The 22,719-nt window shown below is 53.5% G+C and carries 20 protein-coding genes; 5 read left to right on the forward strand and 15 right to left on the reverse strand.

Features of this window, described 5'->3' with window-relative positions; genetic code table 11:
• Both V8L70_RS12175 and V8L70_RS12180 read left to right on the forward strand, forming a co-directional pair.
• Positions 1 to 942 (forward strand): MlaD family protein, encoded by a 942-nt coding sequence (locus tag V8L70_RS12175; RefSeq protein ID WP_336269453.1) that lies wholly within the window; start codon positions 1 to 3, stop codon positions 940 to 942.
• Positions 939 to 1,565 carry an ABC-type transport auxiliary lipoprotein family protein gene (locus tag V8L70_RS12180; protein WP_336269454.1) on the forward strand — a complete coding sequence of 209 codons (627 nt, stop codon included), beginning with the start codon at positions 939 to 941 and terminating at the stop codon, positions 1,563 to 1,565. Before V8L70_RS12175 ends, V8L70_RS12180 begins: the two co-directional genes overlap by 4 nt.
• A 25-nt stretch (positions 1,566 to 1,590) precedes the next feature.
• Here the strand turns inward: V8L70_RS12180 and V8L70_RS12185 are convergent, their stop codons facing one another.
• The 10 genes from V8L70_RS12185 to V8L70_RS12230 form a co-directional block, all read right to left on the reverse strand.
• Positions 1,591 to 3,438 carry a serine/threonine protein kinase gene (locus V8L70_RS12185; protein WP_336269455.1) on the reverse strand — a complete coding sequence of 616 codons (1,848 nt, stop codon included), beginning with the start codon at positions 3,436 to 3,438 and terminating at the stop codon, positions 1,591 to 1,593.
• Between the two features lie 31 nt (positions 3,439 to 3,469).
• Positions 3,470 to 4,723: a 2-oxo acid dehydrogenase subunit E2 gene (locus tag V8L70_RS12190; protein ID WP_335597619.1), complete on the reverse strand. Its 1,254-nt coding sequence runs from the start codon at positions 4,721 to 4,723 to the stop codon at positions 3,470 to 3,472.
• Positions 4,724 to 4,762: 39 nt separating this feature from the next.
• Positions 4,763 to 5,740, reverse strand: a complete 978-nt coding sequence (locus V8L70_RS12195; protein WP_336269456.1) for an alpha-ketoacid dehydrogenase subunit beta — start codon at positions 5,738 to 5,740, stop codon at positions 4,763 to 4,765.
• 1 nt (position 5,741) lies between these two features.
• Positions 5,742 to 6,944: a thiamine pyrophosphate-dependent dehydrogenase E1 component subunit alpha gene (locus tag V8L70_RS12200; RefSeq protein WP_008956881.1), complete on the reverse strand. Its 1,203-nt coding sequence runs from the start codon at positions 6,942 to 6,944 to the stop codon at positions 5,742 to 5,744.
• 135 nt (positions 6,945 to 7,079) lie between these two features.
• On the reverse strand, positions 7,080 to 7,853 hold the full coding sequence (locus tag V8L70_RS12205) for an ABC transporter permease (RefSeq protein ID WP_101147020.1): 774 nt from the start codon (positions 7,851 to 7,853) through the stop codon (positions 7,080 to 7,082).
• Positions 7,846 to 8,808 (reverse strand): ABC transporter ATP-binding protein, encoded by a 963-nt coding sequence (locus V8L70_RS12210; protein WP_035555597.1) that lies wholly within the window; start codon positions 8,806 to 8,808, stop codon positions 7,846 to 7,848. The genes V8L70_RS12205 and V8L70_RS12210 overlap by 8 nt, the downstream gene beginning before the upstream one ends.
• Positions 8,805 to 10,004 (reverse strand): ABC transporter permease, encoded by a 1,200-nt coding sequence (locus V8L70_RS12215; protein WP_336269457.1) that lies wholly within the window; start codon positions 10,002 to 10,004, stop codon positions 8,805 to 8,807. Before V8L70_RS12215 ends, V8L70_RS12210 begins: the two co-directional genes overlap by 4 nt.
• 27 nt (positions 10,005 to 10,031) lie before the next feature.
• The gene (gene osmF / locus V8L70_RS12220) at positions 10,032 to 10,958 is read right to left on the reverse strand and encodes a glycine betaine ABC transporter substrate-binding protein OsmF (RefSeq protein WP_336269458.1); all 927 of its coding nucleotides are present in this window, start codon (positions 10,956 to 10,958) and stop codon (positions 10,032 to 10,034) included.
• Between the two features lie 100 nt (positions 10,959 to 11,058).
• A complete protein-coding gene (gene cysS, locus V8L70_RS12225; RefSeq protein WP_198556111.1) occupies positions 11,059 to 12,453 on the reverse strand; it encodes a cysteine--tRNA ligase in 1,395 nt (464 codons plus the stop codon).
• Between the two features lie 26 nt (positions 12,454 to 12,479).
• A complete protein-coding gene (locus V8L70_RS12230; protein WP_101147023.1) occupies positions 12,480 to 14,159 on the reverse strand; it encodes a glutamine--tRNA ligase/YqeY domain fusion protein in 1,680 nt (559 codons plus the stop codon).
• A gap of 61 nt (positions 14,160 to 14,220) precedes the next feature.
• Between V8L70_RS12230 and V8L70_RS12235 the strand changes: the two genes are divergently transcribed.
• From V8L70_RS12235 to V8L70_RS12245, 3 genes are read left to right on the forward strand one after another with little or no spacing between them, the layout of a single operon-like run.
• A complete protein-coding gene (locus V8L70_RS12235; protein ID WP_008956874.1) occupies positions 14,221 to 14,343 on the forward strand; it encodes a hypothetical protein in 123 nt (40 codons plus the stop codon).
• Complete coding sequence (locus V8L70_RS12240; protein WP_101147024.1) at positions 14,315 to 14,815, forward strand: peptidylprolyl isomerase; 501 nt, start codon at positions 14,315 to 14,317, stop codon at positions 14,813 to 14,815. The genes V8L70_RS12235 and V8L70_RS12240 overlap by 29 nt, the downstream gene beginning before the upstream one ends.
• Before the next feature lie 13 nt (positions 14,816 to 14,828).
• Positions 14,829 to 15,602, forward strand: coding sequence for a UDP-2,3-diacylglucosamine diphosphatase (locus V8L70_RS12245; protein WP_101147025.1), 774 nt, complete (start codon positions 14,829 to 14,831; stop codon positions 15,600 to 15,602).
• Between the two features lie 66 nt (positions 15,603 to 15,668).
• Here V8L70_RS12245 and V8L70_RS12250 read toward each other — a convergent pair whose 3' ends face one another.
• The 5 genes from V8L70_RS12250 to clpP all read right to left on the reverse strand — a co-directional run bounded on the left by V8L70_RS12250 (position 15,669) and on the right by clpP (position 22,717).
• Complete coding sequence (locus V8L70_RS12250; protein WP_101147026.1) at positions 15,669 to 17,489, reverse strand: SurA N-terminal domain-containing protein; 1,821 nt, start codon at positions 17,487 to 17,489, stop codon at positions 15,669 to 15,671.
• A 126-nt stretch (positions 17,490 to 17,615) separates the two neighbouring features.
• Positions 17,616 to 17,888, reverse strand: a complete 273-nt coding sequence (locus tag V8L70_RS12255; RefSeq protein WP_007114333.1) for an HU family DNA-binding protein — start codon at positions 17,886 to 17,888, stop codon at positions 17,616 to 17,618.
• A gap of 197 nt (positions 17,889 to 18,085) precedes the next feature.
• Positions 18,086 to 20,497 (reverse strand): endopeptidase La, encoded by a 2,412-nt coding sequence (gene lon / locus V8L70_RS12260; RefSeq protein WP_101147027.1) that lies wholly within the window; start codon positions 20,495 to 20,497, stop codon positions 18,086 to 18,088.
• Between the two features lie 247 nt (positions 20,498 to 20,744).
• A complete protein-coding gene (gene clpX / locus V8L70_RS12265; protein ID WP_101147028.1) occupies positions 20,745 to 22,025 on the reverse strand; it encodes an ATP-dependent Clp protease ATP-binding subunit ClpX in 1,281 nt (426 codons plus the stop codon).
• A gap of 74 nt (positions 22,026 to 22,099) precedes the next feature.
• Entirely contained in the window at positions 22,100 to 22,717 is a 618-nt protein-coding gene (gene clpP, locus V8L70_RS12270) for an ATP-dependent Clp endopeptidase proteolytic subunit ClpP (protein WP_101147029.1), read from the reverse strand.
• Positions 22,718 to 22,719 lie beyond the last annotated feature (2 nt).

Consider the following 22,719-nt stretch of genomic DNA (forward strand, 5'->3'; position numbering starts at 1 on the left):
ATGGAAACCCGCGCGCATCACGTTTTGATAGGTCTGTTCACACTGGGAACCGCCGTCGCGGCGCTACTGTTTGCACTATGGATGAGCTACGCAGCCGGTGAACGTAGCTACCAGCCTTACCGTATTCTTTTTGAGCGCAGCGTCAGCGGCTTATCGGTCGGCAGCCGAGTGCAATATAACGGTATTGAGGTGGGGGACGTTACCGAGCTGAACCTCAATCCTGATGACCCACGGCAGGTGATTGCCCATATCCGCGTCTACGATGACGCGCCGATTAAAACAGACACCCGGGCAAAACTCGCCTTTGCCAGTATTACCGGCAGCATGTCCGTGCAACTCCACGGCGGTACCCCGGAAGCCCCACTGCTGATTGACCAATCGGATATCGCGGCCCCGTTTATAAGCGCAGACCCTTCACCCATCGCCACGCTGTTCGATGAAGGCGAAGATATGATCGAGAACATCAACTCAATTCTGAAAAACGTAAACGAGCTATTTGACGATAATAATCGTGAGGAGACGGGCAATATTTTAACCAACATTGCCCAGATCACCGAAATGATTGCCACTCAGCAAGACGTCCTAGACCAAAACATGGCGCTTTTCGGCGAGGCGACTCGTCAGGCGACAACCACGCTTAACAGCATCGATGCACTTAGCCATGAAGCGACGCAGTTGCTGCGTCAAGATGGCCGACTGGTAATGCAGAGCGCCGCCGATGCGAGCGATGATGTGGCCCGTGCGGCTCAGCGTATTGAGCAATTAGTAGAGACTAACGCTGGCGCCATCGAAGGCAGCCTGCAGGGTGCGCAGGATATTGCCCCAGCACTCTCTTCGCTTCGCTCCACGCTCGCTACGCTGGATCGTATTACTCGTCAGCTAGAGGAGAGCCCAGCGGACTTTCTCCTGGGCCGTGATCAGGTAGAGGAGTTTCGTCCATGACTTTGCGCCCCATCGTTATCGTTTTAGTTTGCGCTACGTTGCTATTTACTAGTGGTTGTTCAATATTGCCCGAAAGTGAACCAGCGACGTTGTATCGTCTGCCCAGTAGCGATGTGCAGCCCGTTACCCCGTCATCCGATGCTATAACAACCCGTCAACGCCTCGCGGTGGCTGCTCCCCAGGCGGGACATTTACTGAGTAGCAACCGCATTGTGGTCTACCCAGAGGGCAATATCGTTAATGTATATGAAGGTGCCCGCTGGCAGGAGGATGCCCCTGACTTACTTCAGTCGCGTTTGATCACGGGGCTACAGCAGAGCCGTCTATTTGCCAGCGTGGGTAGCGATAGCCTGCCTTCCGAGCGACTGCTGCTCAGCGAACTACGTCACTTTCAGAGCGACTACGCTACCCATCCGCCCACGGTGAAAGTTCAGCTTGATGTACAGCTCGTCTGCACTCAAAACCGCGCTTCAATCGCGACTCAAAGCTTCACCACCAGCGCGCAATCAATAAGCACCGATATACCTGATGTGGTTAATGCGTTTGGTATCGCTAGCGACGAGCTTGCTGAGGAACTGGTCAACTGGCTGGCCAATCAGGAGGAAGCTAATACCCTTGATTAAGCTAGCATTGGCTAAGCCAGCGTGATTAGGACGTTGTTGCCCTTCGGACATACTCCCGCGGGTCGCGGGGGTAGTAGCGTTCGGGTTGGCTTTCAAGATGAGTAAAGTAGCGCGTGTCTTTATAGGGCATCTTCATGTAGCCCGAGACGCCTAGGCCCTCTATCTGGTCTACCGAAGCTAGAATGCGCGCCAGCAGCGTTCGGAACTCGCCCTCTCGAGCCGGATCCAGCAGGCGGTAGTAGCTATGTATTTTGAGGTTTTGCGGCAACGCCTCAAAGATAATCATGCCGGTGTGGTGAATATCATTGAGCTTCTGCAGCACATGCATAATCGCCTCGGGCAGTACCAAAAGCTCTTCTGGGTCGGGGCCATCTTCAAAGTAGCTGTGCTGACGGGTGCGATCCTCGAGCTCCGGTACTGCGCTCAACTCGTAGCCTATCGCCATGCTGGGTTCGCTAACGAAGGCTTCATCCACGGAATTACGTTCTAAGTGCAGTGTTTGGCGCGCGTTAAACAAGCAGCTTTTAAACACCCCCTGACGATGAATGGCGCGCGCCAAGTGCACCATATTGTTCACCGCTTCAATAAAGGCGGGCTTCAGCGCCGGGTCATGAAGGTTTAGCGAAGAGTCGATATATACCCCTTCCCGCTCCCAGCGTACCGCCAGCCCGCCTACCACCGGATACTTGCCCAATCGACTGACCGATGCCAGGAAGGCTTTTTCGGTTTCCCCCATGCCCTGCATAAACTGCTTGTAGTAGCGATCAAGCTGCACATCGTTGACGTCATTGAGCGTTTCCTGAGCATTTGCCTCACGCAAAAAGGCCTTCCGCGAGCTATAGACGACCGTATCGATCTCCTGCCGAGCAGGACGCACCCATACCGGGACCAGTGGCAACTTCACCGATTCAGGTAAGTCAATCATCACCACCCTGGCCATGCGCGGCATGTTGTCCAAGAAGTAGTCCCCGGCTCTGCGACGCACTTGGGGGTCGGGGTCCAGCATGCCATCCAGGGTACGGGCAAACTCCATGGGAAGCCCCAGCGAGCTGGCTGGAATGGCGCGGTGCCCGAAACGGCAGGATTGAGCCGACGCCAGCGCATACAGGGTACCCGCCGCGCCTTGCTCGTCGAACCGCGGCGATGAGAGCGCGCCATTCAACTGTTCTTCACCGATAAAGTAGACATCGCCCAGGCGGGCATTGGTCTGCTGCAGATTATCCGACATCAGCTCCATGACATTGGCGCCCACAAACTGCAGTTGGGCGTCCAGCTGGGCAAAGACCGATGAGCCCCAGTCAATCAGGGCAATCACCTCTTGTTCAGGGTCAAAGACCAAATTGGAGGGCTTGATATCTCCGTGTACGACGGGACGCGCCTGGCGGCCAGACTCCCGGCGCAGCGCAATGAGGATATCCGCCAGCTGCGACGCGATACGCACGATTAAGCGTGGAGGGAGTCGCCCTTGCCGCAGCGACACCTGCTCGAGATTCCAGCCGGGGGCACGCTCCATCACAAGGATCGACTGCCCTCGGGAGCGCTGGTAGGCAATCAAGCCGGGGATTCGCGGGTGCGACACCTGGTCGAGCATGAACGCCTCCTCCTCAAGGCGCTCCTGCAGATGCGTCGGTAGGGTAATACGCGAGAACTTGAAGACATAATGAGCGTTAGCCCCCTGGTGGGGTGCACTACCGCCGAATACAAAGCCGTAAGCACCCTTACCGATCAACTCAATGCCTTGATAACCCAGCTGGGTGAGCTGCGCCTGGCACAGCGCCACCCAGTCCTTGAGCTTGCGGGCATCATGATGGCTCAGCAGATAAACCGACTGCTCTTCGGGTATATAGAACTGCTGAAGCGGTGCTTGGGACATGGCTTGACCTGGGTTGACTAACGTATACGGACTAGGCCAGATGCAGCAGCATAGAGTCCGGTTCCTCTAGAAAGCCTTTCCATGCATTGCAGAAGCGGGCAATGGTGCCACCATCGATGAAGCGATGATCGCCCGCCCAGGTAATGGTCATTATCGCCCGGCGCTGCACCTCGCCCTGCCCATCGAACCTTGGCAGCCACTGTGTTTTACCTATAGCAACGATCGCGGCTTCAGGTGCGTTGATGATAGGGGCAGCGTAAGTACCTCCTAGCGCGCCGATATTGGAGATACTGATGGTCCCCCCCTTGAGGTCAACCTGGTCTACCCGCCCTTCACGCGCAGCCGTGGTCAACCGGCCCACTTCCCGCGCAATCTCCAGCAAGGTCAACCGCTCGACATGTTTGACATTGGGCACCATCAGCCCTGCTTTGCTATCCACGGCCATACCGATATTGCACTGGGAGTAGTAGCGCAGCTCGTCACCAGCTGCATTAAGCTGGGCATTGAGGATGGGAGATTCAGCGACTGCCAGTGCCATGGCTTTCATGAAAAACGGCATCAACGTCAAGCGTTCGCCCTTGGCTTCCGTCAGCGGCTTCAAACGTTCACGCAGTGCCAGCAGCGCAGTCACGTCTATCTCTTCACCGTAATGAAAATGGGGGATCGTGCTGGCCGACTCCACCATTCGCTTGGCCATCACCGCCCGCACACCGCGCAGCGGCTCCACCCTGGGCGCTTCCTCTACACCACTAGGTGGAACAGCCTGCGACGATGCCATGGCTGTTCCAGCAGGCTGTTCAAGATGCGCCAATACGTCTTCCTTGAGTACCCGACCATCTTTACCACTACCTGCGATATCCGTCAGGTTGAGGTGATGTTCCCGCACCAACCTTCGGACCGCTGGGCTGGCGGGGACTTTACCGTGCGTTCCTATCATCGACACGTTTGACGACGCAATTGGCTCCATTGGGCGGTCGGCGCTGGGTGATGGCGTGGGTTGGGAAGTGTCCGAGTCATCCTCTACCATGCTGGCTTCACTGGGTGCTTCACCTTCGGCTTGGTAGGCGTATAAGGGGGCATGCACCTTGGCAATCTGCCCCTTGGCCACATAAAGCTTGGTCACGACACCGGCTTCTGGGGCGGTAATTTCCACCAGCGCCTTATCGGTCATGACTTCAACGATGGGCTGGTCTTCTTCAATTTGGTCACCTTCAGCGACGCGCCATTCGACCACTTCGCACTCGACAATGCCTTCGCCAATATCCGGCAGTAAAAAATCGCTCATTATTGTTCTCCCCATGCGTACTTAGGCTTTATATAGCCGCTAAAAGTTGACGCTTTCGCGAACCGCTTCAAAAATCTTCAGGTGGTCGGGCAGATACTCTTTTTCCAGTACCAGCGGAAAAGGCGTATCCAGCCCTGTGACCCGGGCAATGGGCGATTCAAGGTAGAGAAAACAACGCTCTTGAATGGTAGCGGCAATTTCACCGGCAAAACCGCCGGTTAAGGGTGCTTCATGGCTAACAACTAGGCGACCGGTCTTGAGCACCGATTCCGCCACCGTATCCGCATCCCAGGGCAGTAGTGAACGCAGGTCGATCACTTCACAGGCGATACCCTGCTCCTCGGCTAGTTCAACCGCCTTGCCGATGACTTCCATCTGCGCGCCCCAACCAACCACGGTAATATCGGTGCCCTCCTTGGTGATCTCGGCCTCACCAATTGGCAGTTGATAATCCTCTTCGGGCACTTCGCCTACCGATGCGCGGTAAAGCCGCTTGGGCTCCAGAAACAATACCGGGTCCGGATCCCGAATGGCGGCAAGCAGCAGTCCCTTGGCTTGATAGGGGTTACGCGGCACGACCACTTTCAAACCGGGGGTATGGGTGAAATAGGCTTCCGGGGATTGAGAGTGGTAGAGCCCGCCGGCGATGCCGCCGCCGTATGGGGTACGAATGGTCAGCCCACCCACATTAAACAGATCCCCCGAGCGATAGCGGAACTTGGCCGTTTCGTTAACGATCTGATCGAACGCAGGAAAGATATAGTCAGCAAACTGGATTTCCGCGACTGGTACCGAGCCTTGGGCCGCCAAACCATTGGCAAAGCCGATAATGCCCTGTTCGACCAGCGGTGTGTTGAAGCAGCGAGCCTTGCCGTACTTCTCCTGCAAATGGCTTGTCGCTCGGAAGACGCCGCCGAAAATCCCTACGTCTTCACCAAAGCAAATGACTTTTTCATCCTCTGCCATGGCGATATCCAGGGCGTTATTGATCGCCTGGAGCATATTCATAGTGGCCATGTTACGCCTCTCCCTGCGGATCAGTGTCTGTGCCAACGTCTAAGTCCAACGATTGCGCACCTCGTGGGTAAGCTTCTGGATACCGGCGGATATGGCGTTTCAACTGGTCAAACTGACGCTGTAGCGCAGGTGTGATGTCGGCATAGACATCGCTGATCAAGCTCTCAAGCGGGGGCGATGCGCGCTTCTCGGCACGTTTTAATGTCTCGAGCACTTCCCGGCGCAGGGCTTCTTGCTGGCTACTCTCCTCTTCCTCACTCCACCACTGCTTTTTCAACAGCCATTTTTTTAGCCGCAGCACGGGGTCTTTGGCGCGCCATATCTCTTCTTCATCCTTTGAACGATAGCCTGATGGGTCATCCGAGGAGGAATGGGCAGCCAGACGATAGCTCATGGCCTCGATCAAGACAGGCTGGTTGCGCTCAACGGCAATCTTGCGCGCCTGACGAGTGGCCTCATAGACCGCCAACACGTCATTGCCGTCCACGCGTATCACGTGCATATGGTAACCAAATGCTCGTGGGGCAATACCATCAGCGGCGAACTGCTCTACGGCAGGCGTGGAAATGGCATAGCCGTTGTTACGGCAGAAGAAAATCACTGGCACCTGATGTACCGAGGCCATATTGAGTGCGGCGTGGAAATCGCCTTCGGAAGCAGCACCTTCGCCAAAGAAGGTCAGCGTACAGTGGCCATCACCAGCAAGTTTTTGCCCATAGGCGTAGCCCGTGGCCTGTGGAATTTGCGTAGCCAGGGGGGAAGAGATGGTCATGTAGTGCAGCTTGCGGGATCCATAGTGGATCGGCATTTGACGGCCTTTGCCGTAGTCCAACTCGTTGCCAAACAGCTGGTTCATAAATTCATCGATTGAGAAGCCGCGATACATCAGAGCGCCCTGCTCGCGGTACTGGGCCATGATCATGTCGGCATCATCAAGCGCGGCAGTTGCGCCCACTACGGCGGCCTCTTCCCCCGTACACTGCATATAGAAACTAAGCCGCCCCTGACGCTGGGCTGCCATCATTCGTTCGTCGAGAATACGCGTGGCCAGCATTGCCTGGTAAATGCGCCGGGCATGATCACGCTCAAGCGCCGGTTCAATGGCGCCGTCATGTAGCTCGCCTTCCGGACAGAGCAGGCTAAAGGTGGGAATCGAAAATTCGTCGCCGGTCATGAAATCCGGCTGGTGCACGTACTCAGTCATCATTATTGTCCTTGTTTTACCCCTTTTGAGGGCAGTGTTGTTGGCATTGACCATTTTTGCCAGTGGATTTATCTGGCATGAGTCAAATACAACTACTGCGACAGTAACGCAGCACAAGAACTTTAGGGATACAACTTAAGCCGCAGAGAGACGAGAACGCAGTGGTTGTTGCAGCACTTCAAATAGGCTGTCGACCGTCAATGCCAATAGTGCAATGGTCAACGCCCCCTGAACGACATAGGCCATATTGCCGTTAACGATGCCGGAGATAATCGGGTCGCCAAGGTTACTGGCCCCAACAGTCGCCCCCAGAGCAGCCGTGGCGATATTAATGGTGACGGAGGTGCGAATGCCCGCCAGGATGACCGGGGCCGCCAGCGGCAGCTCGACATACCGCAATGTCTGAGTCGGCGTCATGCCCATGGCGTGTGCGGCGGTCTTTATGTCGATATCAACCTCCTGCAGTCCGGCAAGCGTATTACGCACGATGGGCAGCATGCCATACAGCATCAAGGCGACAATGATGGGCAAAGTACCAAATCCGAGCACAGGTACCGCCAGCGCCAGCACGGCCACCGGCGGAAAGGTTTGTCCCAGCGAGGCCAACTGGCCGACCAGCGGCAAAAAATCGCTGCCACGCTCGCGAGTCACCACAATGCCAGCTGAGACGCCTACAACAACGGTCACAAGCGCCGCTATGCCCACCACAAGGAGGTGGCGGCCCAGCAGTACATAGAAATCAGCACGGTCATAAATCACCTGCCTGGCATCAGGTTCTATCCAGCGAAACAGTGGCTCGGCAGCAGACATGGCCACAACGCTGAGCAGCAGCAGTGTTCCCCACACCAGTGGCCAAAGCCACAGCGGGGCTCTTTTACGTGGCTGCGCGATACTCAGCGAATTACTCACGCGCACTTCCTTTATCCAGTTGTGCTTCCTTGATGATCCTGCGCAGCGATAGCTCGCCAATGGGGACATCGTGCTGATCGACAACTGTAAGCCTATCGCTATGGTCGCGTAGCATCATGGAAAGCGCCTGACGTAGTGAGAAATCTGCAGGAATCCGTGATTGGGCGGGCAGAGTCGGCCCCATGGAGGTCATGTGGTCTTTAACGCGGGTTAAAGCAGCCTGTTTGAGCCCCCGTTCGAGCCCCCCTAGCAATGACTCGACAAACGAGTCGGCTGGCTGTTGCAACAGCGCCAGCGGAGAACCTTGCTGCACTATTCGCCCTTCGCGCATCACCACCAAATGATCTGCTAGCTTGAGGGCTTCATCCATGTCATGGGTCACGAAGACCACCGTTTTGTGCAGCCGCGCCTGTAGTTTGGCCAGCTCATCCTGAAGCTTTTCACGGGTAATCGGATCAAGGGCGCCGAAAGGTTCGTCCATCAGCAAAATATCGGGGTCGGCGGCCAATGCCCTTGCCACCCCGACTCGTTGCGCCTGCCCACCTGAAAGCTGGTGAGGATATTTATGCGCAAACTCCCCGACAGGCAAGCCTAGCAAGTCCATCAACTCTTCAACCCGCCCCTGGACATCGGCGGCTGACCACTTCAATAACCGTGGTACCAGACCAATATTGCGCGCCACGTTCCAGTGAGGGAACAAACCGGTGTGCTGAATGACATAACCAATCCGGCGGCGTAGCTTTACCGGGTCATACACCTCAATGGCCTGGCCATCCAGAATAATGTCACCCTCGCTATGCTCGATTAAACGATTGATCATGCGCAGCGTGGTTGATTTACCACAGCCGGAGGTACCTACCAACGCACAAAATTTGCCCTTAGGCACACGCAGCGAAATATCATCCACCGCGGTTTCTTCACCAAATCGCTTTGAGACATGGGAAAGCTCAATCATCGTGTTCCTCCGGGGCGCAGTGCTTCTGCCAGGGCGCCCAAGCCCGCATCCACGACCAGAGCCAGCATTAAAATGGGCAGTGCGCCGAGCAGAACCATGTCCATGGCTGCTTGACCCAGACCCTGAAAAATAAAGGTGCCGAGCCCACCCGCCCCGATCAAAGCGGCAACGGCGGTGAGACCAATGGCCTGAACCGTGGTAATACGCACCCCCTCAAGTAGCACCGGCAGCGCCAGCGGTAGCCGCACCTGCCAAAAACGCTGGCCAGCACGCATTCCCATCCCCTTAGCGGCTTCCAGGGTATCGGGGCTTACTTCTTCAAGAGCGATATAGGTGTTACGCACCATGGGGAGCAGGCTATAGGCAATCAGTGCGATCAAGGCAGGCGTCGTACCGATCCCGCTGACGCCAAGCCGGCCTAGCAATGGCACGTTGGCAGCAAGCCAAGCAAGCGGCGCCAGTAGCAGGCCAAACAAGGCAAGACTGGGAATGGTTTGTAGAAAATTGAGTACTGCGAAAGCGCCTTTCTGCAGCCGTGCATAGCGGCGCATCAGCATCGCTAGCACTAAGCCAACCACCACGCTAATACTGACGGCAGCCCCAACCAGCGTCACGTGCTGACCAATAGCTCTCAGAAACTGCCGATCACGCGCCTTAAACTCCTGCACCAAGGCAAGGTTATCCAGCCACAAAGTTGCACACAGCCACCACACCAACGCCACGCCACATAACAGCAGCGTGGGCCAGAGACGAGTGAGCTTTAAGCGTAAGCGTATTTCAATTAAGCACAGTAGTAATACAAACAGCACTACCCAATACGCTGCCCCCAAGCCCAAACGCGCCTGGGGCAGTTCAGGATCAATCAGTAAATAGCTGCTGGCAATTAACCCCACGGGCATGAGTGCCATCAAGGCCATTACTGCCGCTAACAGAGCGCGATAGTGCCAGTGACTCGGTTGCCACGCTAATATGCCAATGAAACTGAGCAGTAATGTGGCTAATAGCGCGCCGGGCCAGCCTAAGGCCTCAAGCGCGCCGTAGCTCGTTCCCTGAACAATCCGATTGGGAGCCATGCTAACCACGTCCAAACCCCAGAATGCGGCCAGCATGATAAGACTGAGGCTAACAAGCACAGTGTTAGGGTGCCGCCCATCCCAGCGAAGCCGAGGGGTGGGCAATGCATCCAATAACGACATTAATTAGTTATCCCAGGCATAAACACATTAATCAGCTAGCGCATCCAGATAGTCGCTGGCCACTTGGGTCGGTGACAGCCCGTTAACGGCAACATCTGCATTTAGCGTTTGGAGAGTGACCAGATCAAGGGTGGCAAAGACCTCGTTGAGCAGTGCTTCCATTTCGGGATACGTTTCCAGCACGCTTTCACGCACCACGGGGGCAGGCTGGTATACGGGCTGCACACCTTTAGTATCTTCCAGTACGACCAGACCCAGTGCACTTAAGCCACCGTCGGTGCCATAAGTCATGGCGGCGTTAACGCCACTGGTTTGCTGGGCGGCGGCACGCATGGTGGCAGCAGTATTGCCACCCGACAGCACTAGCAGTTGCTCATCGCTCAATTCAAAACCGTAGGCTTCCTGAAACGCAGGTAACGCCTGTGCGGATTCAACAAATTCAGCGCTGGCGGCGAATTTGAACTCCCCCCCTTCCGCCAGATAGGCCGCGAGGTCTTCTAAACTGACCAATTCATTTTCATTGGCTACGTCTTCGCGGACACTCATTGCCCAGGTGTTGTTAGCGCTAGCTGGCTGCAGCCAGACCAAGTCTTGTTCCGCGTCACGCTCTTTAACGGTTTCAAACGCTTGATCCGCATCGTTCCACACTGGACTGTCGGCCATATCAAAAAAGAAGGCACCATTGCCCGTGTACTCAGGGTACACATCAATTTCGCCAGCTTCTAATGCCGACCGCACAACACTAGTACCACCAAGCTGCAAGCGGTTTTCGGTAGCAATATCGTTGCGTTCCAAGGTCTGAATGATCAGCTCACCCAACACCGACCCTTCCGTGTCGATCTTGGAGGACACCACTACCGGCTCATTGGCGCTGGCCTGGGAAAGGGAAATAACGGATACGGCGCAAGCAACGATTAGGGGCTTAGCAATGATAGGATTAGCTGACAAGCGCATCTTGGAATTCCTTTTGAAGTGGGCTTTTTTTACTGAGGCTCTTATGAAGTATAAGAGCCATCAGCGTTTAAGTCAGAGCCTAAGATAAAGCCATCGGCGTTTAAGGTGCTTCTAACACCCAAGAAGTACCTTCGCGTGAGTCTTTAAGAATAATCCCTAGGGCCGAGAGCTCATCGCGAATCGCATCCGCCTGAGCGAAGTCCTTATTCGCTTTCGCCTCAATACGTTGAGCAATTTTCGCTTCAATCTCGCTTTCGCTAAGCGGCATACCCTGTTGCTGCGTGCCTTTCAGGAAAATTTGCGGCGCCTGCTGAAGCAGCCCCAAAATAGCCCCTAGCTGCTTGAGCTCGCCCCCAAGCCTAGCGGCCTCGTCGGGCTGCTCCTGCTTGGCGCGATTGACTTCACGCGCCAGCTCAAACATGACTGCCAACGCTTCAGGCGTGTTGAAGTCATCGTCCATGACCTGAGTAAAACGCTCTCGGTAAGGGGATGCTTCACTGCTGGCAATAGCGTCAGTGTCGACGCCTTCTAGCGCTGTGTATAAACGTGTCAGCGATTTGCGTGCTTCGGTCAGTGAGTCCACCGAATAGTTGATCGGGCTACGGTAGTGACTGGCCACCAGCAGAAAGCGCACCACTTCAGGGTCGTGTTCGGCCAGTACATCGCGAATGGTGAAGAAGTTGCCCAGAGATTTGGACATCTTCTCCTTGTTCACCCGCACTGCCCCAGCGTGCATCCAGGTGTTGACGTAGGTCTTGCCGGTGGCCGCTTCGCTTTGCGCAATCTCATTTTCATGATGCGGAAAGGTTAGATCCGGCCCGCCACCGTGAATATCGAAGGTGTCACCCAAGCAGCAGGTCGACATCGCCGAGCACTCGATGTGCCAGCCGGGACGCCCATTACCCCACGGCGACGACCAGTGGGCCTCACCCGGTTTTGCAGCCTTCCAAAGTACAAAGTCGAGTGGATCTTCTTTATGAACATCAACATCCACCCGAGCACCAGAGCGCATATCGTCTAGCTGGCGATTATTGAGCTTGCCGTAATTGGCAAACTTGCGTACACGGTAGTAAACATCGCCGTTATCGGCCGCATAGGCAAAGCCTTTTGCAATCAGCGTTTCAATCATTGCCACGATATCGTCGATATGACCGGTGGCGCGGGGCTCATGAGTCGGTGGCAAAACAAACAGACGCGCTTCATCTTCGTGCATGGCGGCAATCATGCGCTCGGTTAGCGCGGTGATGCTTTCACCATTTTCGTCGGCGCGCTTGAGTATCTTGTCATCAATATCGGTAATGTTGCGCACATAGTTAACATCGTAGCCACGCTCACGCAGGTAGCGGGTGATGACGTCAAAGGCGACCATGACGCGGGCATGACCAAGATGGCAATAGTCATACACCGTCATGCCGCAGACATACATACTGACTTTTCCCGCTTCAAGCGGGGTGAAAAGTTCTTTGCGACGCGTCAGCGTATTGTAAATATGCATATGGCTATCCATGTTTTTCCTGGCCTTTAGCCCTTCTGCTTGATTTTTGCCCAGCTATCTTTTAATCCCACGGTGCGGTTAAACACTAAATGCTCTGGTGTGGAATCATGACGATCTGCACAGAAGTAACCAACGCGCTCGAACTGGAAGCGTGACTCGGGCGTGGCCTCCGCAAGGCTTGGCTCGCCAATTGCCTGACAAACGACCAGCGATTCCGGATTTAAGTGCTCTAGGAAGTCGACATCTTTGTCACGATCTGGCTGCTCAACGGTGAACAGGTTGTCATACAGGCGCACTTCCACCGGCACGCCGTGGGCAGCGCTTACCCAATGAATAACCCCTTTCACCTTGCGACCTTCAGGATTTTTGCCCAGCGTATCGAAATCCACTGAACAATGCAGCTCTCTGATGTCACCGGCCGCGTCCTTAATTACCTCGTCACAGCGAATCACATAGCTATTGCGTAGACGTACTTCTTTACCTGGCGCGAGGCGGAAGAACTTCTTAGGAGCATCTTCCATAAAGTCGTCTTGATCGATGTAAAGCTCCCGAGTAAAGGGCACCTTGCGCATCGTCATATCTTCACGTGCAGGATGCCCCGGCACTTCATACATCTCTTCGTGATCTTCCGGCACATTGGTGAGCACGACTTTCAGCGGCTTTAACACACACATGGCGCGCGGCGCATTGTCTTCAAGATCCGAGCGAATCGCGTGGGTCAACATGGCGATATCGACCAAGCCACCGTCGGCACGGGTGACGCCGATCATCTCGCAGAATTTGCGGATAGAGGCTGGTGTGTAGCCGCGGCGACGCATACCGGAGATCGTCGGCATCCGCGGATCATCCCATCCATCGACAATCTTTTCGTCTACCAACAGCTTCAACTTGCGCTTGGAGGTTAACGTGTAATCAAGATTGAGACGGGAAAATTCAATTTGGCGCGGCTTGGCGGGCACAGGAAGGTTGTTTAAAAACCACTCATACAGTGGGCGGTGATCTTCAAATTCCAGGGTACAGATCGAGTGCGTAACCCCTTCAATGGCATCCGACTGACCATGGGTGAAATCGTACGAGGGGTAGATTTTCCACTTATCGCCCGTTTGGTGATGGCTGGCATGTCGGATGCGGTAAAGGATGGGGTCGCGTAGGTTGATATTAGGTGACGCCATATCGATTTTAGCGCGCACGACCTTTTCACTTTCACCAAACTCGCCTTCGCGCATTCGCGCAAGCAGATCAAGGTTCTCTTCGGCGCTGCGCTCACGGTAAGGGCTAGGGGTACCCGGCGCCGTTAGTGTGCCGCGGTACTCGCGAATTTCATCCGGCGAAAGGTCGTCCACGTAGGCTTTTCCTTCTCGCATCAAGTGCTGCGCCCAAGCATAGAGTTGGTCGAAGTAGTCGGAAGCAAAACGCACAGGACCTGCCCATTCAAAGCCTAGCCAAGTGACATCCTCTTTGATGGCATCGATGTATGCCTGTTCTTCTTTCGCCGGATTGGTATCATCAAAACGTAGATGACATTCGCCACCCATTTGCTCCGCCAGCCCGAAATTGAGACAGATCGACTTTGCATGGCCGATGTGCAAAAAGCCGTTGGGCTCGGGGGGGAAGCGTGTCACGATTTTAGTGACCTGGCCGCCCTCGATTTCGTCGCGTACTTGGTTGCGAATGAAGTTCGGCGCTGGGGTGGTCTCGTTGGTCATGGTGGTGTTGATAACCTCGTGGTGGATGGCGTACTGAGCCGTGAGAACATAGGATACTCCTATGGCACTTCGCGGTGCAGGGCAAAACCGTTATTATAACGTGACGCCGATGCACAGCGCCAAGGCGAACGCCTTTATTGAACAGGAATTTATCAATGATCGTATTACAGACGAACCACGGTGACATCACCATCGAGCTTAACCATGAAAAAGCGCCGATTAGCGCGGCGAATTTTGAGCAGTACGTTCGCGACGGATTTTATGACGGCACCCTATTTCATCGGGTGATTGACGGATTCATGGTCCAAGGCGGCGGTTTTGATAAAGACTTTGAGCAGAAGCCAACCCGTGACCCGATCGATAACGAAGCTGACAACGGCTTAAAAAACACTATCGGTACGCTAGCCATGGCTCGCACCCAAGACCCGCATTCTGCCACTGCGCAGTTTTTCATTAATGTGGGCGACAATAGCTTTCTGGATCACAGCGGTAAAAGTCTTCAAGGCTGGGGCTATGCGGTGTTTGGCGAAGTCGTTGGCGGTATGGAGGTGGTCAACGAGATTAAAAACGTGGCCACTACACGCCGTGGCATGCATGCCGATGTACCCGCTGAAGACGTGATCATCGAACGCGCTTATGTGAAGGAAGCGGAATGACACTGGGAGCTTTATGCGCACATTGCTTGTTGCCGACCTGCATCTAAGTAGCGACACCCCTGAGATTAATCAGGGGTTTTACCGCTACCTAGAACATACTGCCCCAGGAGCCGATGCTCTTTATATTCTGGGCGACCTTTTTGATGCCTGGATGGGTGATGACCTTCTGGATGCCACGGACCATCCGCTCAGCATTGTGGCTCAAGAGGTTATCAAGCGGTTGCACAAGCTTAGCAGTGACGGTACCACTGTTTATTTGATGCATGGCAACCGTGACTTTTTACTCGGCGAGCGCTTTGTTAACGCTTGCCAGGCGATGCTGCTATCTGACATTGAGGAAGTCGAGATTCAGGGGGTGCCCGTGGTACTTCTTCATGGCGATAGTTTATGCACCCAAGATGAAGCCTACATGGCTTTCCGTCAGCAGTCGCGCAACCCAGAGTGGCAAACTCAGATATTGGCTCTACCGCTGGAACAACGTCTAGAGCTGGCCAAAAGCCTACGTATGCAGTCGGGCGAGGCTAACGCCAATAAAGCTGAGGCAATCATGGATGTGACACAGCAGGAAGTCATTTTGTTGATGGAGCGGTTTGGTGTTGCCACTATGATTCATGGTCACACTCACCGCCCCCACGTACATGACCTGACGGTTGAAGAAGTACCCGCCAAACGTTATGTGTTAGGTGATTGGGATAGCCAACGTGGCTGGGATATCGTGGTTGAGCGCTCAGATCACACCGCGCCAAGCTTGCGTCAGTTCTCTTTCACCGAATTACCTGACACCTAACCGCAGTTTACGGGTATAAAAAAAGCCGATCTCGCGATCGGCTTTTTTGGGCTTGCTTAAAAGATTCTACCGCTCTATGTCTGCGTCACTGCGCAAATCATCAATCAATCCCTGCAGGATCGATTGAGCACGCAGTTGTTCTGCCATTTGTGAGACAAACGTTTCCATCTGCTCATCAATTTCACCGTCAGTAACGCTATCCAACGCTACAATGGCAACGCCTTGAGGCAGTTCAACGGCATGATAAACGCTCTCACCCTCATCAGGCCGTGGCATGCGGAAAGCTTCTTGAACAATGGTTTGAGGTACGGTGGTATCGGCTTGGCGACTAACGTTGTTAGCTTCGAGCCAATTGATATCCAACTCCTCACCTGCCTGCAGTTCTGAAAGCAGTGATTGCGCCTCTTCACGCAATGCTTGCTGCTGCTGCTCAGCGGCGACGGATATTTCGACCTCCTCGCGGACCTCATCCAGAGGCAGTAACGTTGCATCGCGCTGTTCAGCAACACGCAGCACCATCCGACGATCTTGGTCTAACTCGATAACTTCACTGTTATAACCCTCTTCCAGCACGTCGTTGCTGAACGCCGCTGACATCACACCAGGCTCGGATAAAACGCCTTCAACTTCATCATCACGGGCAAGCCAATCGCTCTCATTAAGGGTAAGACCAATGCTTTCAGCAACGCTTTGCAAATCATCAGCTGCGAAGCTTTCATCAATTAGCTGCTGAACTCGCTGATTAAATTCATCATCAACATCGCTCAGCGCCACTTCCCGCGCCAACTCATCGCGCTGCTCTTCAAATGTTGGGCCTTGAATATCCGCCACCTGAATAATGTGAAAAGCATTATCCAGTTCAACCGGCTGGGATACATCACCCTCTTCTAAAGAGAATGCTGCTTCATCAAAGCTATCCCCAAAGAAGCCACGGCTGATTACCCCAAGATCCCCACCCTCTTCGGCACTGGCCGTATCATCAGAGTAGCGCAGAGCGGTATCGGCAAACGATTCACCGCTATCCAATGCTTGCCTAGCTGTTTCGGCCATTTCCTGAGCTTCGTCACGAGTACGTTCGTCACCAAAGGTGATCATGATATGCGAGACTTGGCGATCAGCGTCACGATTCTGTTCGCGCCATGCATCGCGTAGCGCCTCTTCATCAACATCGCGGCCTTCTGCCATTGCCTGACGATCAACTACCACATACTCAAGACGTACCTGTTCTGGGCGCTCATAGCGCTCTTGGTGGGCATCATAATAGGCTTGCAGGTCGTCTTCACTGATAGTGACATCAGCCTCGACGTCGTCACCATCTAGCACCACATAGCGTAAGCTCCGCTCCTGACGCTGCAACTCTGCTAGGCGCTCTTGCTCATTGGGTAAGCTAAAATCGCTGAAGGCTAGGCCCTGCTGTAAATGCTGTCGCTGGATATCGACGCGCAATTCTTCACGAAAAGATAATGGCGTATAGCCCGCGCCCGCTAAGCGGTTACGAAAAACTTCAGCAGAAAAACGACCATCCTGATCATGGAACTCAGGCAGACTGACTATCAGTTGATCAAGTTGCTCTTCTGAAACAGCAAAACCACCCTCTTCTGCGTACTGGGATAACAGCTCCTGGGTGATGAGCTGGTCAAGCATGTCGCTGCGTAGGGCTCGCTCTTGTTCAGGCGGCACCTGCCCTGAGCGTAAAGCGCGCTGCACCCCGAGCTCAACCTGCTGACGCATAATTGGCTGCCCGTTGACACTTGCAACTTCGTCTGGATCGCTGCCAAAAAGCCCGAACAGTGATTCAATCCCGAAAAGCGCCATGGCCGCGACCATAACACCGATAATAATTTTGGCACCCCAGCTCCTGGAGCCATCTCGAATACTTTGCAGCATACTAGCCTCAGATAGTCACAGCCAAATACATCGACCCGCTAAATCCTAACAAATAGAGGGCCAGAAAATAACATGGGCGCATCGCCTATGCGATGCGCCCATTAGGTTACAGCAAACGCGGTCAAATTAGTTGACGGCGTCTTTCAGCGCTTTACCTGCTTTGAAGCTGGGTACTTTGGCGGCACTGATCTGGATTGGCTGTCCCGTTTGCGGGTTGCGGCCAGTGCGTGCAGCACGTTCTTTGATTGCGAAGGTACCAAAGCCTACTAGTGATACGCTTTCGCCCTTCTTAAGGCTATCGGTGACAGACTCCACCATGGCATCCAATGCGCGGGTTGCCGCTGCTTTCGGAATATCTGCAGACGCGGCAATGGCTTCAATCAGCTCGGACTTATTCACTCTTCACCCCTTGACTGTTTCAAAAAATGGCTCTGAACGGCACGGTCACCGATAGGTACAACGATCAAAGCATAGCTGCGTTTTATAGCAACGCCTTGAAACACCTGTCAAGCAACCATGCTGTAAGATACCCGCCACACAAAGCAGCGGACACAAAATATTAAGTAAAATTAAAGACCAAAGAGGGCTTTAACAGCTTAATGAGTACTAGCAACTACGGTATTACTATACGATGCGTCGGTGCTTTTCAACGGTGCACCCTCTTCTACCTTATCAGCTAGCGCTACGGCTAAGACATCATCTATCCAACGTACCGGACGAATATCAAGTGCACCTTTGATATTGTCAGGTACCTCCTTGAGATCACGACGGTTTTCTTCAGGAATTAACACTGTCTTTATACCACCGCGGCGTGCTGCCAGCAATTTCTCCTTCAGACCGCCGATGGGCAACACTTCACCGCGCAGATTGACCTCACCGGTCATTGCCACATCACAACGTACCGCCCGCTGGGTGTAAGCAGAAACGATAGCGGTCACCATGGCAATACCCGCACTGGGGCCATCCTTCGGTGTGGCGCCTTCGGGTACGTGGATATGCAGATCCTCTTTTTCGAACCGCTCAGGATCAATACCATACGCTTGTGCTCTAGCTCTAACCACGGTGTGTGCAGCGCTTACCGACTCTTTCATGACATCGCCGAGCGAGCCAGTTTTGTTAATTCGCCCCTTACCCGGCGTAACCACTGACTCAATATTAAGCAATTCGCCACCGACCGATGTCCAGGCAAGCCCAGTGACTCGGCCAATTTGATCTTCTTGCTCAGCCAGACCGTAACTATAGCGACGCACCCCTGCATAGTGCTCTATCTGTTCAGCCGTTAAGCTCTGACCATCTTGATCAGATGTAGGGTCACGCTCATTTTCAAGGCGTTCACGTAGCACTTTACGCGACACTTTGGCGATCTGACGTTCAAGCTCACGCACACCTGCTTCACGAGTGTAATAGCGAATAAGCTCTAAAAGTGCGCTATCTTCCAGCGTTAACTCATCGCTCTTCAAACCGTTTGCTGCTAACTGCTTGGGCAACAAGTACCGCTTAGCGATGGCCAGTTTTTCATCTTCCGTGTAACCCGGCAGACGAATAATCTCCATACGGTCTAGAAGCGCGCTAGGAATATTCATCGAATTAGCCGTACAGATGAATAGTGTTTCTGAAAGATCGTAATCGAGCTCCAGATAGTGATCGCTAAAGCTGTTATTTTGCTCAGGATCAAGCACTTCAAGTAACGCAGAGGCAGGATCGCCGCGATGATCCATGCCAAGCTTGTCGACCTCATCAAGCAAGAACAGGGGATTTTTAACCCCAGCACGGCTCATCCGCTGCATCAATTTACCGGGCAGCGACCCGATATAGGTGCGGCGATGGCCGCGAATTTCTGACTCATCGCGAACGCCACCTAGGGCCAAACGCACATACTTACGATTGGTGGCACGGGCGATAGATTGGCCGAGAGAGGTTTTACCCACCCCAGGCGGGCCCACTAAACATAATACAGGCCCTTTCATCTTGCGCACCCGCTTCTGCACGGCAAGATACTCTAGGATGCGCGCTTTTACCTCTTCGAGGCCGTAATGATCTTCATCCAGCACTTGCTGAGCTTTGACGAGATCATGCTTCACACGTGTGCGCTTCTTCCAGGGCACCGCGACTAGCCAATCCAGATAAGATCGCACAACGGTTGCTTCAGCGGAATTTGAAGCCATCATTTTGAGCTTGTTAAGCTCTTGCGTGGCTTTCTCAGATGCCTCTTTGGGCATACCGGACTCTTTAATCGCCAGCTCGTACTTTTCAGCCTCGTTGGGCACATTATCCAGCTCACCCATTTCCTTCTGGATGGCTTTCATCTGCTCATTGAGATAGTACTCGCGCTGGGTTTTCTCCATCTGCTCTTTAACCCGCGAGCGGATGCGCTTCTCCACTTGCAACAGATCGATTTCAGACTCAATCAGCGCCATCAGGTGCTCAATACGATCGCGCACACGATCCATCTCAAGCAATTCCTGCTTATCACCAATCTTCAGCGACAGATGAGCACAAATGGTGTCCACCAAGCGGCTTGGGTCTTCAATCCCTGATAACGAGTTAAGTACCTCGTTAGGGACTTTCTTAGACAGCTTGACGTACTGCTCAAACTGATTGAGTAATACGCGAACCAGCGCTTCTTGTTCACGACTGGTAAGCGGCTCACTCTCTCGGGGTGTTAAGTGTGCCTGCGTGTAGCCAGCTTCATTCTCATCGACACTTAGTACATCCGCTCGAAAATTACCCTCAATGAGTACTTTAACCGTGCCATCAGGAAGCTTGAGCAGCTGCATAATGTCAGCCACGGTACCCATAGAATAAAGATCAGCGTTATCCGGCTCATCCTGAGACGCTTCACGTTGAGCCACCAGCAATACACGCTTATCAGCCTCCATCGCTGCTTCAAGCGCCTGGATAGATTTTTCACGACCAACAAAAAGGGGTATTACCATTTGCGGATAAACGACCACATCGCGCAACGGTAAAAGGGGTAGACATTGTGTCTGTTCGGCGTTCTGCTGCATCGCAGACGTTCCTCGGCAAATCGGATGAGTACTTAAAAAAGAGTACTTGGAAAAGTACTGCGCAGTCGTCAGTAAGCGATTTTTAACCACATTAGCATTGAGCGGACTAGGCAGTAACACTTCACAACAAAGCTTTTCAACAGCACAGCTCTTTAGCGGCAGGGCTCTTCAACAACAAGGGGTCGCCTAAGCGACCCCTTGGTTTTAGCGCAAGCGGTTAAAGCTGGGCCGACTGGTCAACTAGCTACTAACCATCAGTGCCGTCGACTAGCGCTTCTTCTTGCTGAGAATAGATCAAAAGAGGCTCGCTCTCACCGGCAATCACTGAACCGTCAATAACAACTTTACTGACTCCTTCAAGCGATGGAATTTCGTACATGGTGTCAAGCAGCACTGACTCTAGAATAGAGCGCAAGCCACGGGCGCCAGTCTTACGCTCCATCGCTTTTTCAGCCACAGCACGTAGCGCTTCATCTCTGAACTCAAGCGTTACATCTTCCATTTCAAACAGCTTAGCGTACTGTTTAACCAGGGAATTCTTAGGCTCGGTCAGAATCTGCACCAGTGCATCTTCGGTAAGCTCCATCAGCGTCGCGATGATAGGCAAACGCCCCACAAATTCTGGAATCAAGCCAAATTTCACCAGATCATCAGGCTCTACGTCAGCCAGCAGCTCACCCACCCCGCGGGAGGACTCCTTGCTTTTCACCGCTGCATTGAAGCCGATACCGCCCTTCTCAGCACGGTCACGAATAACTTTATCCAGTCCCGCAAACGCACCGCCAACAATGAACAGAATATTGCCTGTGTTAACTTGGACAAATTCCTGCTGGGGATGTTTGCGTCCACCCTGAGGTGGCACAGAAGCCGTCGTGCCTTCAATCAGCTTCAGCAATGCTTGCTGGACGCCTTCACCCGAGACATCACGCGTAATTGAAGGATTATCCGATTTGCGTGAAATCTTGTCGATTTCATCAATATAAACAATCCCGCGCTCGGCTTTCTCAACGTCGTAATCGCACTTCTGCAACAACTTCTGGATGATGTTTTCGACATCTTCACCGACATAGCCAGCTTCCGTCAGTGTGGTTGCATCCGCAATGGTAAAAGGTACATTCAGTAACCGCGCCATCGTTTCCGCTAACAGCGTTTTACCGCTACCAGTAGGGCCAATCAGCAGAATGTTTGATTTACCTAATTCTACATCGCCGTCGCGCACGTCTGTTTTCAGGCGCTTGTAGTGGTTATACACCGCTACAGAAAGCACCATTTTGGCGCGATCTTGTCCGATGACGTAGTCATCAAGCGTATGACGTATTTCGCGAGGCGTAGGTAAACGCTCCTCATCGCTCTCGGCATCGGCTTCGAGAACTTCCTCGCGAATGATGTCATTACATAAGTCGACACACTCATCGCAGATATAAACGGACGGGCCCGCAATCAGCTTACGTACTTCGTTTTGATTCTTTCCACAAAACGAGCAGTAGAGCAGCTTGCCACCTTCGTCCTTGCCTTTGCCGTCGGCCATTCGCATACCTCTATCACTGCGGCGGCTTACGCCGCCGGAAAAGCTCGTTAGAAAAGCAGAATCCTATTACGCTATCAGGATGTAGGCCGCTTATCCAGCACTGCGTCAATCAAGCCATACGTTTTGGCTTTATTGGCGCTCATGAAATTATCCCGATCTGTATCACGCGAGACAGTTTCAATATCTTGACCCGTATGGTGGGCAAGGATTTGATTCAGCTTTTCGCGAATACCCAGAATTTCACGGGTATGAATTTCAATGTCAGAAGCCTGGCCTTGGTAACCACCCAGCGGCTGATGAATCATCACCCGTGAATTGGGCAGGCAGTAACGTTTACCAGCAGCACCTGCTGTCAATAACAGCGCACCCATGCTGGCCGCTTGGCCAATACATACCGTAGACACGTCCGGCTTCACAAACTGCATAGTGTCGTAAATCGACATCCCCGCGGTGACCGAACCACCTGGCGAGTTAATATACAGGTGAATATCTTTATCTGGATTTTCTGACTCCAGAAACAGTAACTGAGCGACGACCAGATTAGCCATGTAGTCTTCTACAGGGCCTACCAAAAAGATCACACGCTCTTTCAAAAGGCGTGAGTAGATGTCGTAGGCTCTTTCCCCTTTGGCGCTCTGCTCAACCACCATGGGCACTAAACCGCCGGCGTTTTGAATATCAAACTCACTCATTC

The organism is Vreelandella arctica (assembly GCF_037070215.1).
Classification (GTDB): domain Bacteria; phylum Pseudomonadota; class Gammaproteobacteria; order Pseudomonadales; family Halomonadaceae; genus Vreelandella; species Vreelandella arctica.